Source organism: Sporacetigenium mesophilum DSM 16796, assembly GCF_059569055.1.
This window is the reverse complement of sequence record NZ_JCANUR010000006.1, coordinates 94,274-109,085: the sequence shown is the minus strand read 5'-3', so window position 1 is coordinate 109,085 and position 14,812 is coordinate 94,274. Positions and strand designations below refer to the sequence as shown.

At 31.2% G+C, this 14,812-nt stretch carries 17 protein-coding genes; 4 read left to right on the top strand and 13 right to left on the bottom strand.

The window, feature by feature from the left end:
* Nucleotides 1–82: 82 nt before the first annotated feature.
* The 7 genes from BS62_RS07185 to BS62_RS07155 form a co-directional block, all read right to left on the bottom strand.
* A complete protein-coding gene (locus BS62_RS07185) occupies nt 83–571 on the bottom strand; it encodes a M48 family metallopeptidase (protein WP_496490580.1) in 489 nt (162 codons plus the stop codon).
* A 93-nt stretch (nt 572–664) separates the two neighbouring features.
* Nucleotides 665–1,459 (bottom strand): GNAT family N-acetyltransferase, encoded by a 795-nt coding sequence (locus tag BS62_RS07180; RefSeq protein WP_496490579.1) that lies wholly within the window; start codon nt 1,457–1,459, stop codon nt 665–667.
* A 13-nt stretch (nt 1,460–1,472) separates the two neighbouring features.
* Nucleotides 1,473–3,902, bottom strand: coding sequence for an MFS transporter (locus BS62_RS07175; protein ID WP_496490578.1), 2,430 nt, complete (start codon nt 3,900–3,902; stop codon nt 1,473–1,475).
* A gap of 14 nt (nt 3,903–3,916) precedes the next feature.
* Nucleotides 3,917–4,444 carry a TetR/AcrR family transcriptional regulator gene (locus BS62_RS07170; protein WP_496490577.1) on the bottom strand — a complete coding sequence of 176 codons (528 nt, stop codon included), beginning with the start codon at nt 4,442–4,444 and terminating at the stop codon, nt 3,917–3,919.
* Between the two features lie 135 nt (nt 4,445–4,579).
* Nucleotides 4,580–5,746, bottom strand: coding sequence for an ABC transporter permease (locus BS62_RS07165; protein WP_496490576.1), 1,167 nt, complete (start codon nt 5,744–5,746; stop codon nt 4,580–4,582).
* Nucleotides 5,733–6,881, bottom strand: a complete 1,149-nt coding sequence (locus tag BS62_RS07160) for an ABC transporter permease (RefSeq protein ID WP_496490575.1) — start codon at nt 6,879–6,881, stop codon at nt 5,733–5,735. Before BS62_RS07160 ends, BS62_RS07165 begins: the two co-directional genes overlap by 14 nt.
* 10 nt (nt 6,882–6,891) lie before the next feature.
* Nucleotides 6,892–7,824: an ABC transporter ATP-binding protein gene (locus BS62_RS07155; RefSeq protein ID WP_496490574.1), complete on the bottom strand. Its 933-nt coding sequence runs from the start codon at nt 7,822–7,824 to the stop codon at nt 6,892–6,894.
* 168 nt (nt 7,825–7,992) lie between these two features.
* On the opposite strand from BS62_RS07155, the gene BS62_RS07150 reads away from it, so the two are divergent.
* From BS62_RS07150 to BS62_RS07135, 4 genes are all read left to right on the top strand, one after another.
* Nucleotides 7,993–9,399 (top strand): PQQ-dependent sugar dehydrogenase, encoded by a 1,407-nt coding sequence (locus tag BS62_RS07150; RefSeq protein ID WP_496490573.1) that lies wholly within the window; start codon nt 7,993–7,995, stop codon nt 9,397–9,399.
* A 106-nt stretch (nt 9,400–9,505) separates the two neighbouring features.
* On the top strand, nt 9,506–10,003 hold the full coding sequence (locus BS62_RS07145) for a hypothetical protein (RefSeq protein WP_496490615.1): 498 nt from the start codon (nt 9,506–9,508) through the stop codon (nt 10,001–10,003).
* Nucleotides 10,004–10,063: 60 nt separating this feature from the next.
* On the top strand, nt 10,064–11,125 hold the full coding sequence (locus tag BS62_RS07140) for a sensor histidine kinase (protein ID WP_496490572.1): 1,062 nt from the start codon (nt 10,064–10,066) through the stop codon (nt 11,123–11,125).
* Nucleotides 11,037–11,771 (top strand): response regulator transcription factor, encoded by a 735-nt coding sequence (locus BS62_RS07135; RefSeq protein WP_496490571.1) that lies wholly within the window; start codon nt 11,037–11,039, stop codon nt 11,769–11,771. Before BS62_RS07140 ends, BS62_RS07135 begins: the two co-directional genes overlap by 89 nt.
* A 59-nt stretch (nt 11,772–11,830) precedes the next feature.
* On the opposite strand, the gene BS62_RS07130 is transcribed toward BS62_RS07135, so the two are convergent.
* The 6 genes from BS62_RS07130 to BS62_RS07105 form a co-directional block, all read right to left on the bottom strand.
* On the bottom strand, nt 11,831–12,595 hold the full coding sequence (locus tag BS62_RS07130; protein ID WP_496490570.1) for an ABC transporter permease: 765 nt from the start codon (nt 12,593–12,595) through the stop codon (nt 11,831–11,833).
* Nucleotides 12,596–13,357: an ABC transporter ATP-binding protein gene (locus tag BS62_RS07125; protein ID WP_496490569.1), complete on the bottom strand. Its 762-nt coding sequence runs from the start codon at nt 13,355–13,357 to the stop codon at nt 12,596–12,598. It lies immediately after the preceding gene.
* Between the two features lie 74 nt (nt 13,358–13,431).
* A complete protein-coding gene (locus tag BS62_RS07120) occupies nt 13,432–13,620 on the bottom strand; it encodes a cysteine-rich KTR domain-containing protein (protein WP_496490568.1) in 189 nt (62 codons plus the stop codon).
* A 32-nt stretch (nt 13,621–13,652) separates the two neighbouring features.
* The gene (locus BS62_RS07115) at nt 13,653–14,009 is read right to left on the bottom strand and encodes a DUF1048 domain-containing protein (protein WP_496490567.1); all 357 of its coding nucleotides are present in this window, start codon (nt 14,007–14,009) and stop codon (nt 13,653–13,655) included.
* Nucleotides 14,010–14,018: 9 nt separating this feature from the next.
* Nucleotides 14,019–14,366, bottom strand: coding sequence for a DUF1048 domain-containing protein (locus BS62_RS07110; protein ID WP_496490566.1), 348 nt, complete (start codon nt 14,364–14,366; stop codon nt 14,019–14,021).
* Nucleotides 14,366–14,689 (bottom strand): PadR family transcriptional regulator, encoded by a 324-nt coding sequence (locus tag BS62_RS07105; protein WP_496490565.1) that lies wholly within the window; start codon nt 14,687–14,689, stop codon nt 14,366–14,368. The genes BS62_RS07110 and BS62_RS07105 overlap by 1 nt, the downstream gene beginning before the upstream one ends.
* Nucleotides 14,690–14,812 lie beyond the last annotated feature (123 nt).

Genomic DNA, 14,812 nt, shown 5'->3' with positions numbered 1-14,812 from the left:
CCGTTGCTCAAGTTTAGCAGTTGGGAATTTAAAAAGGTTCCCTAAAACTAAGGGAACCTCAATTATAATTTAGTTATATCTCCTAAACATCTCTAGTTTTTTCCGTACCTAAAATAGGCATAACTTCTTTAAAATTCGGATAAATTTTGCCTACTAAACGCCAAAACGAACGATCGTGATTTAGATGTATTAGATGGCATAGTTCATGTACAACTACATAATCAATAGCTTCTAGTGGAAACAAAATTAGTTGCCAGTGAAAAGTAAGGTGTTTTTTTGAACTACATGTTCCCCATTTATTTGCGTGATCTTCTATGGAGAACGATTTATATTTTACTTTAAAGTTTGGTTGATATAATTTTAATCTTTCTTCAATTAATTTTTTAATTGCCTTTTTATAAAACCTTTGAAGAGCACTATTAATATCAATGTCATCTTCTTGTGGACTAATACATGTAAAAGCTTTACCATCCCACTCTATAGTAACCTTTTTTATTGATTGATCTACTTTTGTATATAAAGGATAAGTTTTCCCTAGATAATAACACTTGTATTTTGGTTGTTGTTCCATATGTTGCTCCTTATTAACTTAGTCATTGGTTTAATTTCATTTGAATTATATCAATTCAAATTTAAGGTGTCAATGTATGCCACAAATGTTATACTACTTAGTCCAGAAAGAATTAATAAAAACAGTCTTAAATCCTAGCTTTTCCATATTATTATGACTTATGGAACCAAATTCAACATCAGTATATATATTTACTAAATTTTTTTCTTTGGCTTCTTTAATACGATATAATAACAATGCTGTTTGACATCCCATTCCCCTAAACTCCTCAAATGTATAATCATTAGCTATATACCCTTCATTGTCATTAATAAAAAGTGAACCTATTGCCGCAACTTTATCTCCAATATATGCTATATAGTTATGAAAATTTGGGTTATAAAAGTAATGTTTTTTTCTTTGAATTACTTCTTTATCTATATTCGTGATCCCACTTGTAGACACTACTATATCGACGAATTCTTCTGCATTTTCTTTATCTACCTTAACTATCTTTATATCTTGTTTAGGATTTATATCAACATCATCAGCTAACCTCAAAAAAGCTAATTGTTCAGAGTTTATAAATCCTTTACTGGATAATGCCATTGAAACTTTTTCATTTATATTATTAGGCGTCATATCAAAACATGGTACTATACCTTTTTCATTATAAAAATTCAATATTTGGTCAAGGTTATCTATATCATTTATTCCAAAACCTTTGACTCTATTGTAGTAAATAGACTGTAGACTATTGCTATCAAAAATCAGTTTACAGCGTCCAATATCTTTTACCTGTAAATTTTTATCAACTGGTGCAAGTGCTCTTTTAGAATTAAACATAGTTAAATGTAGTTCCATTTCCTCTATCTTACAAACTTGGTCTAGTAAGTTACATTTGAGCATTTACAAACCTCCACTAATTTATATTAATCTTTTTAGTTCTATAAAATATCAGAATTATCATTGCAATTAACCCAGAAATACCTGTAGTTAAATAAACTTGCTTGAATCCTTCATTCATTGTGCTTTGGAACTCTGACTCAATTTGAGGTGCAAGTTTATCTATCTCAGCAAGATAATTTTTATTTGTTTCTTCAAAGTTTTCAGGTACTGCCTCTTTAAGTGCAGTCATCTTTATTATAGTATCATTCATATCAGCTTTTGCTGACTCTATTGATGAAATTGCAGATAACATATCATTACGTTTAGCTTCAGTATCAGCAATTTTCACAAGCATTTCTTTGCGTTGTTTTGTAAGTTTATCAAGTTCTAAACTCAAAGTTTTCTTTGCATTATTCAGTTCATCTATCTTAGATTTTAGGTCTTCTGGAGTTTTCACATCCTTAAGTTGCTGTAGTGCACTTGCAGGAATCTTAGCCTTTACCTCCTGAGGAATCATATCAATAATTGAAGGTGCTTCCATTCCAGTTGGCATTGTTCCTACAGGCTGTGATCCACTTGGACCTTGGTTCATCATTTTTATCATAGTGTCATAAAGATTGTTCATTTGTACAATTGCCACTTCCTGTGATGAAATAGCCTTTTTCATCTCTGCTATACCTGTATCCATTCCAGCAACTGCCTTTTTCATTCCATTTATACCCTGATCTACTCCATCAATGCCTTTGTCAAGGTCTACAATGGCTTTATCCATTTCAGTTATACCAGACTTCATACCATCTATACCCTTTTGAACACCATTTTGAATATCAGCTATAACTTCTGGAGTCATTTCTTCAAACATTCTAGTTGAAAGAATTTTAATTCTCTCAGTAATATTTGTAACGTCAGCAGTTTTAAGTAGCTCAACTAAATCCTCAGGTAACTCATAGCTGCCATCACCAGTCATATCTATTTCTACTTTTGTCATTGAAGAAAGATCAGGGAATTCCAAGTCACCTAACTTATCACTCATATTTGGATCTGACTTAAGCTTATCTAGCTTTTCTGTCAATTCCTGTGCATATGGTAATTGTGGTGCAGTAATCTCTTTAGGTAAAATTGCCATTTCTCTTTCTTGTAAAGAACTTCCTGCATGTGCAACGAAACCTATCATAATCGCAGGTGCTATTGTTGTTCCAATAGATCTTATTAAAGAAAGAGCAGCCAATGCAGAGTTTGCTTCTTCTTCTTTTGTATTCTCTAACATCATGTAATTTAGAGGTGCACCTATAGTAAAGCCCATTCCAAGGCCAAAAAGAAGTAAGCTTATTATTACAGTTACTAATCCTGGATAATTAGCTGTTACAAGAACTAAAAATGCCGATCCAACAACAGAAATCGTAAAGCCAAGTAGAAGTATTTTTTTGGCTCCGAATTTATCAATAAGTTTACCTGACATTGGAGCACCTACTCCTGCAAATAATCCAAGTATTATAACGAAGTATCCACCGCTACCAGTAGAAATTTTCATAGCATTTTCACAAAATTGAGGTATGAATATAACCCCCATTAATACAATTCCTGTAATGAAGCTAATTATAAAAGTTACAACAATACGAGGATTTGTAAAATAACTTAGATTCATAACCGGATCCTCTGCTCTTTTCTCTGCAAATATGAAAAAAGGAAGCAGTATTGTAAATGCTATAATAAAAGGATAAACCGATGTACTTTTTATACTCTCACTAAAGTTAAAGAAATCAATGTTCTTTAGTCCATATAACAGTGATAATATCATAGTAACAAGCAGTAAAATTCCTATTGTATCTATTTTTGTTACACTATCATTTTTATTATTCTTAAGTACCTTTAATCCGGCGATAATTATAAATATTGTTATTGGTATATTTACATAAAATATATACTGCCAGTTATTCTTACCAAATATATCTAGAATCGCACTACCTGCTGATGAACCGAATATATTTGCAATCCCGTATACTCCACCAACAAGGCCTAATGCCATTCCACGTTTTTCAGGTGGAAATGTGGTACCAAATTCTGCTGTGGCAATGGGAACTATTCCCCCTCCACCGATAGCCTGAATAACACGTGCAATAAGAAGCATTTCAAAGCTTCCAAAATTCTGTGAAAGACCACAAAATAATGATCCAATTCCAAATAATAAAATAGCAGTAAGATAGATGTATTTTCTTCCGAATTTATCAGCTAACTTACCCATAACTGGTATACTCGATGCATATGCCAGTGTATAAATTGTTATCATCCAGATACCTGTTTTGTCATCAACCATAAGATTGTTCTGAATAATAGTCCTTGCAGGAGTTACTATACCTGTGTCAATTGCACCCATGAATAGTCCTAAAAGATAAACTGATGCTATAAGCCATAAACTGCCATTACTTTTTGTACTACTACTGTTAATTGGTTTTTCTGTTGACATACTCTTTCTCCTTTTTAAATTTTAATAAAATCCATCATTTCATTAAAGGTTAAATTTTTTAATTTTATATTGTTTAGCATATTGGAGAGAATAAAATGTGATAATTTATCTATATCTATATTTGTATTTATATTGCCGGAGTTTTGTTCATCAAGGAGCATATCTCTTATTTTCTTATGTAATTCATCATAATGGTTATCTGGACAACCTCTCTGACTTCCATCTGACATTTCCCAAAAGATTCTCAGGTATTGGCTTACAAATGTTTCTAGTGATGTGTATATCCTATACAGCTTTTCTCTAATTGGAAGTTTTTCTTTCTTCATTTCATCAGCAAGCTCCATGGTGCTTTCCCAATCACTTAAAAAAATGTTATATATCAAAACCTCCTTATTCTCGAAATAATTATAAAGGGTCCCAATCCCAAGTTCGCAGTTTTTTGCAAGTTTACGGATGTTGAAATCTTTATAGCTTCCCTCAAGAAGCATCTCCTTTCCCTTTATCAGAATAGTTTCTTTTATATTTTCAATTATTTTTGGCATTTTTCCCTCCTACAAAATAATATGAACGTTGTTCATGAACTATGTTCATATTATAATATAAATAAAAAAATACTTCAATACTTTAGAAATATATAAAGGTCGTATGCATATACATACGACCTTTGTCAGTAGAAATTAATTGCTCATTCTTTTTTGTTTTATAACTACAAGAGTCACTGAAAGTACAGCAACAGCGAATCCAATTACTATTAGCATATTCAAAAATATTGGTCTAAGGTTTTCCATATTGAAGTTAACCAAATAAGCTATACTATTGTTAGCTTTTACATACCAATAAGTTGGCGTAAAGCTTGCAATTTTTAATACTGTCTTTCCTAACAAGAACTGCGGTACAAACACTCCCCCTATAAAACAAGTTCCTAAAGAAACACCATTTGCAGCTGCAGACATGACATTTCTGCTTTTTACAATATTTCCTATTAAAAAGCTTATGCTAAGTGCTGCAAGGGTAAATACAAATGAGTTTAATAAAAATAGTAAGCCCTTGCCAGTAAACATATAACCTTTATACATAATAAAACTTGTTAAGGTCATTGCAAACCAGGCAAATATTGCAAAGCTAAGATTTCCAAGTATCATTTGGAAATTCATGCTCTTAAGTTCTACTGGTGAACAAAGATTTCTCTTCTTTAAATCTGTATCATTAAAGACAATCATAACAGAGCAAACACCTAAAATTAATATCGCAAACAATGCATAAGCCATAAAATTAAAATACAATGCAGCCTTTTCATTTTTGGAAGTTTCCTCTACAGAATTAATTAGCTTAACTTCAGTTTTCTTTGACAAATCATTTTCAATATATCTTAAAAGGTCTTCATCTGATAAATCATTCATATTACTAGTATAAGTTTTCGCAGTGTTTAAATATTTATTTATTATACTATCAAGGTATATTCCACTAGTCGATCCCGGTACTGTGGTCTTTTCAATATTCATTGGTTTACCACTTAAAAGCCCTTCTGTAAAGCCATTAGGAACTCTTACTATATATTCTACTTCTCTAAAAAACAAAGCATCTTGAAGCTCTTTTTTATCATCTGATATATTTACTATGTTAGCATTTTTGCTTAGATAATTGTTTAGGCCTTCAACAACCTTTGAATTAGTATCATTATTTATAAATACCATATTTACTTTTGTTTCTGTAAAGTTTGTATTTACAGGTTTGTTGTTAGTACTTGCAAGACCTACTGCTAATAATATAAATACAACAACATAAATCATTAATTGGGATATGTTTTTTAAAATTACTTTAAAAAATGCTTTATAAACTTGCATATTTCTCCCTCCTTAATACAAAGTAGGTAATTATGCTAAAAACTAAAGACAAACCACAAAGTATAGCAATGTCTGTGAAAAATTGAGTGTGATTATCGTAATAATATAGTGAGTAAAAGCTGTCTGCTATTAAGTTTAATGGGTTAAGATATCCTAAAATAGGTACATTTTTGTTAACAATATATTTCATTTTGTCGTACATCATACCTGATAAAAATGACATTGCATTAATAAATATAACTAGGATTGCCATTTTAAGACCTTCACCTTTTTTGATTACTGAGGCAATTAAAGTACCAAAGGTAACCCCTGTAATTGTGCCTATTAAACAAGTTAGCGCTATATAACACATTTGATTCCCAAAGTCTATTTTTAGTATAAAAGCCAAGTAACATATCAAAACAAATATTTGAATTAGCTGAACCGTAGTTGCTGCAACCATAGAAGCCATAAATATTTTTAACTTATGTGTTGGAGCCATATTAACTCTTGCACCCTGTGGAGATAAATCAGCTTGTAGGGCTGCGACTTCTTTTATTCCAAGAAAACTTCCGTATAGACAAGCCATGGCAATTAAGGTATAAAAATAGTTCACAATAGTATCAGGCTCAGATTTACTTATAGAAACTTCTTTAAGGTAATCAGTTCTATTTGAAATACTGTCTAAAAGTCCATTTTGAACTGCCTCAGGATTTTTGCTAATAATTGTTCCCACTGTAGATGTAGTTTGTTTAAAATCGTCTATGAAACTTTTTATTATTGTTTGATTTATACCAGATTGTTTCACAACAAGGTTTATTTTACTGTCAAAATAAATGTACCCTTCAATTTTGCTATCTTTAAGAAGATCTTCTGCTTCTATCTTTGATGTATATTTTATATCAAATAAATTGCTTTCACTTTTATTAGAACTTTTAACAGATTCAATTACGTTAATAAAATCTGTATTTTTCTTATATTCATCATCTTTTACTATTCCAATTTTAATTTCAGAAAACTTTTCTGCACTTGAAATATTAGATAAGGCCATATTGAATAATGTAGCCAAAAGTATTGGAAACATAAAAGTCCAAAATATGGTCTGTTTATCTCTTACAATGCATTTAAGCCTATATAAATAGTTATGGAAAAACATAATATACCCCCTAATCTCTAAGCTCTTTACCTGTTATTTCTAAGAATACATCATTCAATGTAGGTGGCTCAGAATAAATCTTTCCAATAGCTACATCCTTTGACTTTAAATAATCAAGTAAAGCAACAAGGTTATTCTTACCGTTGCTTGATTTTGCAACAAGTAAATTCCCTTCATATTGTGCAGAAACTATATTTGGAAGATTTCTAACACCTTCTAATATGCTATTATCTATTTTAAATATTTCAACAGTTATTTTTTCACCTGAATTTATCATTCCTTTTAGTTCGTCATTAGTCCCAGTGGCTATTATCTTCCCTTTATCCATAATTGCTATTTTTGTACAAATTTGTTCAACCTCTTCCATATAATGAGATGTATAAACAATTGTGGTTCCTTCTTTATTAAGTTTTTGTATCCCCTCTAATATATTGTTTCTACTTTGAGGGTCAACTGCAACCGTTGGTTCATCTAGTATAACTAGCTTTGGCTTATGAGCAATCCCACAGGCAATATTTAATCTACGAAGTAATCCTCCACTTAACTTTTTAGGGTAAAACTTTCTAAAATCATTAAGTCCAACAAAGTCTATAGCTTCTTCTACAAGTTCTTTACGTCTTTTTTTGTCACTAATGTACAGTCCACAGAAATAATCAATATTTTCATAGACATTTAGTTCTTCAAATACTGCAACATTTTGCATTATTATACCTATGTTGCGTTTAATATCATAGGCATCTGGAGACATTGGTTTGTCATAAATTTCTATAGTACCCTTATCATATTTAAGAAGAGATAAAATGCAGTTAATTGCAGTTGTTTTTCCAGAACCATTAGGTCCTAATAATCCAAATATCTCACCTTCATTTACTTCTAGGTTTAGATGATCTAGTGCAATTAAATCACCGTATCTTTTTACTAGATTTTTAACATTTATTATCATAGAGCTCCCTCCAATTATTTATCAATTTCTTTTCTATATATTAATAATATTCTATTTACCATTAATTTGTAAGTGAGGATACTCCAAGTTTGGTATGACAAATGTAACATCGTTAAAACCCCAAACATATACTTATAGTGAATACAATAATAAGGAGTGTAGAAATCATTGAAAAAAGTTAATGTTAGTTTACAACCAATTGTTAGTAATATCAATTTACCTACTGTTTTAAAAACAACTGTACTTCCCGGTGACTCGGTAGAAAGTTTATTTATTGCAACCCAAGTAGGTGAAATTTTTTATATAAGAAATAAAACTATAAGAACTTTTTTAGATATTCGCCAGGGAATCATAAAATTAGGTACTTCTAATGGAGGATATGATGAACGTGGACTATTAGGTTTAGCTTTTCATCCTAATTTTTATTACAACGGTCTTTTTTATCTTCATTATTCATTAGCTGGAACACAAGGTCCAGGAGCTCTTTCCGAGTCTTTTGAGCCTGACCCATGTAATCTCCAAACCTTAAACCTAAAATGGACTAATAGAGAAAATCAATATGATCATATTGATACAGTTGAAGAATGGACTTTGCAATCAAATGGACAACCAAAAAAACGTCGTACATTATTAAATTTAAGAAGACCATTTGCTAATCATAATGGTGTTAACAGCCTAAACTTTTCACCAGAAACAGGAAGACTTGTACTAACTACTGGAGATGGCGGCTTAGGCTACGATCCATTTAATTTAAGTCAGGATATTATGGAAGTCGCAGGTAAAATAATTGAAATAGATGTCTCATTTAATACACCTATTACTAATCCACCTGCAGTAACACGATTTAATGAACTTCCCTCACCTATTCAAAGAATGCTTACAGTAATGGCAAAAGGGGTTAGAAATATTCCTGGTATTTCATTTCAAAAATATTATAATCGATACATTAAATACGTAGGTAATGTTGGTCAAGATCTGGTAGAATCAATTTTTTCATTTATTCATTATAAGCCAATACCAGTAACTGAGATTGTTAAGGCTTCTTTACAAAACCTTGAACCAAACCAGGAAGGATTTATTAATTTTGGTTGGAGAGGATGGGAAGGTTCTTTTCCTACTACCATTATAAGTAGTTGTTCTGCAAATTCTAATTTAGAGGAAAAAACAATTGCTTATTACAATGAAGCATTACAAACTTCTGTTAGTCGTATACAGCCATTAACTTGTTATTATCATAGAGATGAGCGACCTGATAAATTTACTGGTTCAGCACTTACAGGAGTTCAACCATATATGGGAAATAGAATTCCATATTTAACAGGATGCGTTGTGTTTACCGATTTTGCCATAGAGGATGAATCTCCAGGCAGAGGGGTTTTAGCTTATACTAAAGTAAGAAATGATTGCAAACTAAATGACTATGGTGTTATTGAAACGGATTATAATTTTGGGTCTAAATCATCTTATTATGTTAGTTTGGGATCAAATCTTTCTCAAACGAAACTGTATTTAGGGGTTTATGGTTCTGCCAATGTAACTGATTTTAACCAAGGTACTATTTTTGAAATTGTTTAATGATTTTAAAAGTGAAAGTAACTTGCTGAAGGTATATTTAGAAAATATACCTTTAGCACTTATATAGATTAATATCATCTGATGGGAGGTTTTCAAATTGAAAAAAATGAATATAAGTAGATTTATTTCTATTGGAGGCATATTAACAACAATAGCTGTATTATTCCAATCAGCACCTTTGTTTTTACCTGTAATCGGGTTGGCTTTAAGTCCATTAAGCACTCTCCCTATTGCAATAGCTGCTGTTTATAATGTTTCTCTTGGTTTTACAGTGTTTTTTTCATCTGTATTAATTCTAACTATGTTTAGTGTTCAGGAAACAATAATTCTGTTTTTTACAACAGGGCTATTAGGTATGGTTATGGGGGCATTTCTTTATAGGAAGGGAATAATGATTTCTATATTATTTTCAAGCATAGCACTGTCTCTTGGGATTATATCTTTAACTTATGTAATAAGAATTTCGTCATTTGTAGATTTTACTAGCTCATTATCTACTTATTTAATTTTTATAATTTTTTTCATATTTTCATTTGTTTACTCCAGTATCTGGAATATTTGCTTTAGAAAATTCATGGATTATTTTATAAAAATAATTGATTAGACAACTATTATATATTATACTTAAGCGAAATAATATTGACTAAAAGGTTTGGTAGATAAAATGAAAAAATTAATTGATAAACTCGTAATTTTAATTATTTGTTTGGCTTTGTATATACCTAATGTAAATAGCATATACATGATTGTCCCTATATTAATATCTATAGCTTTAAGTGCATTTTTAAGCTATTTAGAAAATGAAAGTATTGAAGTAACAGTATTTGTTACTTATTTAATTACTTGCTTTTTTATGCCGAATCTCGTATTCTTTATTCCCCTTATTTGTTATGAGGTTGTATTTATTAAAATCAAAGGTTTATGGGTATTATCATTTCTAGTGTTAATCACAAATTATATCCAAATACCTTTAACATCAAGGTGGTTAATTGCAACATTTATTCTTGTTTCATATATTTTAAAATATCGAACTGTTTCTCTTATAAATATGGAATTGTATTATCATAACCTTCGTGATAATACTAAGGAAATATCAATACAGCTTGAAAAACGAAATAAAGAACTTTTGGACAAACAAGATTATGAAATAAACCTTGCAACTGTAACTGAGCGAAATAGAATAGCAAGAGATATTCACGATAATGTTGGACATTTACTTTCAAGGTCTATACTTCAAATTGGGGCACTTCTTGTAATAAATAAAGATGAAAATATGAAAGAAAACTTAAAACTTCTAAAAGAAACTCTCTCAGAAGCAATGGATTCAATACGCAATAGCGTACATAATTTACATGAAGAATCAATTTATCTTCAAACTGAAATACAAAAATTAATTGATGCATTTAAATATTGTCCTATTAAATTTGACTATGATGTAAAAACAAACTTAGAAAAAAATATTAAATATTGCTTTATTGCAGTAACAAAAGAAGCTTTGTCAAATATTATAAAGCATTCAAATGCCACAGAGGCTTTAATTAAAATTCATGAACATCCTGCACTTTATCAATTAGTTATACAAGACAATGGCTCTAATTGCCAATATAATGGTGAAAACGGCATAGGAGTTAAAAACATTGAAGATAGAGTTTCCTCAATTGGTGGAAATGTTAATATTAGTACAGACAACGGTTTTAGAATTTTTATTTCAATACCAAAAAAATAAGATTTTGAAAGGATTAGATAAAAATATGAGAGTAGTAGTTGTTGATGATGATAAATTAGTATGTATATCTCTCAAAACCATATTAGAAGTAGAAGAAAATATCTCTGTAGTCGGAATTGGCCACAATGGTGAAGAAGCTATTGACCTTTATAACAATTTAAAGCCTGATATTTTATTAATGGATATAAGAATGGAAACTATGAGTGGAATTGAGGCAGCAGAAGTTATTTTGAAAAATGATAAAAACGCAAAAATATTGTTTTTAACTACTTTTTCTGATGATGAATATATAGTAAAATCATTGAAAATAGGAGCTAAGGGCTATATTATAAAACAAAACTTTGAATGCATTGTACCATCACTAAATGCTGTATATATGGGACAAAGTGTTTTTAACAATGATATTATTTCAAAAATCCCATCTTTAATTAATAACAACGTTAAACATGATTTTTCAGCTTATGGTATAACAGAAAAGGAATTAGACATTATAACACTTGTAGCTGATGGACTTAGTAATAAGGAAATAGCAACTACATTGTACTTAAGCGAAGGTACTGTTAGAAACAATTTAACAAATATTTTGGAAAAGTTACAACTAAGGGATAGAACACAACTTGCTGTGTTTTATTATAAGAATGGATAAAAATAGCCATTAATAAATTTATTAATGGCTATTTTTAAATGTACTTATATAAAGATTGTTTATAATTTTTTATAGATTTTCATTGCAAATATATAAGCAACGACTATTATTGCTATACACCAAGCAAGGGCAACCCAGATATTATTTCCTACTGGTTGATTCGATAATAAATTACGAATAGCTTCTACTATAGGAGTTACAGGTTGATTTTCTGCAAAAGTACGTACTGCAAAAGGCATAGTATCTGTTGGTACAAAGGCAGAACTGATAAACGGTAAAAATATTATTGGATAAGAAAATGCCCCTGCACCATCTGGTGTTTTAGCTACAAGACCAGCTATTACAGCAATCCAAGTTAAAGCAAGTGTAAAAATCCCAAGAATTCCAAATACCGCTAACCATTCTAAGATTCCCGCTGAAGAACGGAAGCCCATTAATAATGCAACAAGTATAATCACTACTACAGAAATTCCATTAGAAATTAATGAAGTTAATACATGCCCCCACAATACTGTAGAACGAGCAATAGGCATAGAGTGAAAACGTTCAAAGATACCACGTTCTTTATCCATAAACAAACGATAAGCCACATATGCAATCCCACTACCAATAGTCATTAACATTATACCTGGTAATAAATAATTAACATAATTTTCTGTACCTGTTTCTATTGCACCACCAAATACATAAACGAATAATAACATCATCGCAATTGGTGTGATACTAACTGTAATAATTGTATCCATACTTCTAAAAATGTGACGCATAGAACGTTCAAACATAACAATCATATCTTTGAAAAAATATTTATTTGTAGATTCCATTTATTTCTCCTCCCCTTTCCCAATAATTGTTAGAAATATTTCTTCTAATGTAGGTTGTTTTTCAACATATTCAACTTTTGCAGGTGGGAATAATTTTTTCAATCCTTCTAATGTGTCTAGAGCAATAATTTTCCCTCCATGAAGAATAGCTATTTTATCTGCAAGTTGTTCTGCTTCCTCTAAATATTGAGTCGTCAAGAACACCGTAGTTCCAGCTGTTGATAGCTCTTTTACAATATTCCAAACTTCTATACGTGCCTCTGGATCTAGACCTGTTGTTGGCTCATCTAGGAAAATAATCTTTGGATTTCCTACAAGGCTCATTGCAATATCAATTCTTCTCTTCATACCTCCAGAGTAAGTACCAACTCTCCTGTTAGCAGCATCATCCATTCCAAAACGATTAATTAACTCATCTGCTACTTTATTTGGATTTTTAAGATGTCTAAGTTTTGCTATCATTTGAAGATTTTCACGTCCAGTCAAAATTTCATCAATAGCAGCAAACTGACCAGTAAGACTAATAGAACTTCTAATCTCCCCTGGATTTTTTTCAACATCAAAACCATTAATCACAACACTTCCAGCATCTGCTTTAAGTAAAGTAGCCATGATTTTAATCATTGTTGTTTTGCCTGCTCCATTGGAACCTAGTAAAGCAAAGATACCGCCTTGCTCTACTTCAAAATCTACTCCTTTGAGTACCTCTACATCTTTGTATGATTTCTTTACACTTTTTACTTGTATGATATTTTTATTCATTTTCTTCTCCTCCTCTACAATATAGTAACCTTACTCAAAAAAGAAAGAGCCGACAACTGTGATTTTACTCACGGTTATCGGCTCTGCGTCTTAGCGTCTGGCTCTTTGATAATTGATATATTCAGTTGTTTTACATTGATTATGGTTTCCTGTTTACACTTAGGACAAAATAGCGGGAAGTTTTCAAGTACCGTATCAACACCTATCTTTACCCGTGTTTTGTTGCTACAGATTGGACATAATATCCACTCGTATTTACACACTCTACCATCCCCTTACTTTATGTTTTTGTTGTTTACCTTTTACTTGATTTGTCTTTAACCTTTTTCATGGCCTTGTTGACTTCTTGGTCAGCAGATTCTTGATAGATGTCAGCGTAAGTTTTTGAATCTTTGATTAAATCGTCACAGAAAGCTGCTACGTCACTGCCTGTCACTTCTAGCACACCTTTCCCCACAGCTGCACTTTCTTCAAAAAGATCTACAATCCCCGAGAGTAAACCTATCCCGTCGGTTAGCTCAACAGGACCCACCTTAAAAAGATATTTTTGAATCTCTTTATAAACAATCTGATAATCCTTCGGAAGCGCTTTGACACGTGCCATATGCGCTTTCCACTCTTTTTTGCCTTCGATAATATCTTGTATTCTCATTTTATCCTCCTATTTACCTAATTTTTTAGCGATATTATTGTTAAGTTGCTCGCGCCACTTGTCGCGAAAAGATTTTGACCCTTCCTCGCCAACTAGGGCTGAACAGAATCCTTTTATATCTTCACCCAAAACCTCTTGTATACTTTGACCATTGGCCGCTGTTTCTTCGAGCATACCAAGGACACCTTCTAAGATTGGCATTAGGTTGCGACCGGTGAAGTCTGAGTGCGGCCAAAGATTTGCTTTAATTTTTTCCCATGCTGCTTGATAATCAGCTGGCAGCTTTTTGGCTCGCGATTCAAAAGTTTTCATTTCTTTAGTCATATCACTACCTGTAATTTTTTCCCAAAAATTCATTATTTTTTCTCCTTTAACTCGTTAATTTTTGATGATATAAATTCCCATTTTTCCCAGAATTTCTTCAATTCCTCACGCCCTGCATCATTAAGGGTGAAAAACTTTCGTGGCGGTCCCATATCTGATTTCTTTTTTGTAATTTCTACCAATTTATTTTTCTCAAGTCGTACCAGGATGGTATAAACTGTTCCATCTACAACATCTGTAAATCCCAGCTCATTTAGCCTCTTAGTAATCTCGTAACCATATGTTTCTTCTTTACTAATGATTTCAAGAACACAGCCTTCCAGTACACCTTTTAACATTTCTGTTATATTTTCCAAATGATTCACCTCTTCAGTATCTAGTACTACTTGTATTCAGTATTACTTAGTACTACTATATAGTATCACCAAGTAGTGGCAGTGTCAATATTATTTAAACAAAAAAATGCAACCAAAACCTGT

Bases quoted from the DNA above. Each gene is read 5' to 3' on its own strand.
- BS62_RS07185 (WP_496490580.1), bottom strand. From the start codon at position 571: ATGGAACAACAACCAAAATACAAGTGTTATTATCTAGGGAAAACTTAT.
- BS62_RS07180 (WP_496490579.1), bottom strand. From the start codon at position 1,459: ATGCTCAAATGTAACTTACTAGACCAAGTTTGTAAGATAGAGGAAATG.
- BS62_RS07175 (WP_496490578.1), bottom strand. From the start codon at position 3,902: ATGTCAACAGAAAAACCAATTAACAGTAGTAGTACAAAAAGTAATGGC.
- BS62_RS07170 (WP_496490577.1), bottom strand. From the start codon at position 4,444: ATGCCAAAAATAATTGAAAATATAAAAGAAACTATTCTGATAAAGGGA.
- BS62_RS07165 (WP_496490576.1), bottom strand. From the start codon at position 5,746: ATGCAAGTTTATAAAGCATTTTTTAAAGTAATTTTAAAAAACATATCC.
- BS62_RS07160 (WP_496490575.1), bottom strand. From the start codon at position 6,881: ATGTTTTTCCATAACTATTTATATAGGCTTAAATGCATTGTAAGAGAT.
- BS62_RS07155 (WP_496490574.1), bottom strand. From the start codon at position 7,824: ATGATAATAAATGTTAAAAATCTAGTAAAAAGATACGGTGATTTAATT.
- BS62_RS07145 (WP_496490615.1), top strand. From the start codon at position 9,506: ATGAATATAAGTAGATTTATTTCTATTGGAGGCATATTAACAACAATA.
- BS62_RS07140 (WP_496490572.1), top strand. From the start codon at position 10,064: ATGAAAAAATTAATTGATAAACTCGTAATTTTAATTATTTGTTTGGCT.
- BS62_RS07130 (WP_496490570.1), bottom strand. From the start codon at position 12,595: ATGGAATCTACAAATAAATATTTTTTCAAAGATATGATTGTTATGTTT.
- BS62_RS07125 (WP_496490569.1), bottom strand. From the start codon at position 13,357: ATGAATAAAAATATCATACAAGTAAAAAGTGTAAAGAAATCATACAAA.
- BS62_RS07115 (WP_496490567.1), bottom strand. From the start codon at position 14,009: ATGAGAATACAAGATATTATCGAAGGCAAAAAAGAGTGGAAAGCGCAT.
- BS62_RS07110 (WP_496490566.1), bottom strand. From the start codon at position 14,366: ATGAATTTTTGGGAAAAAATTACAGGTAGTGATATGACTAAAGAAATG.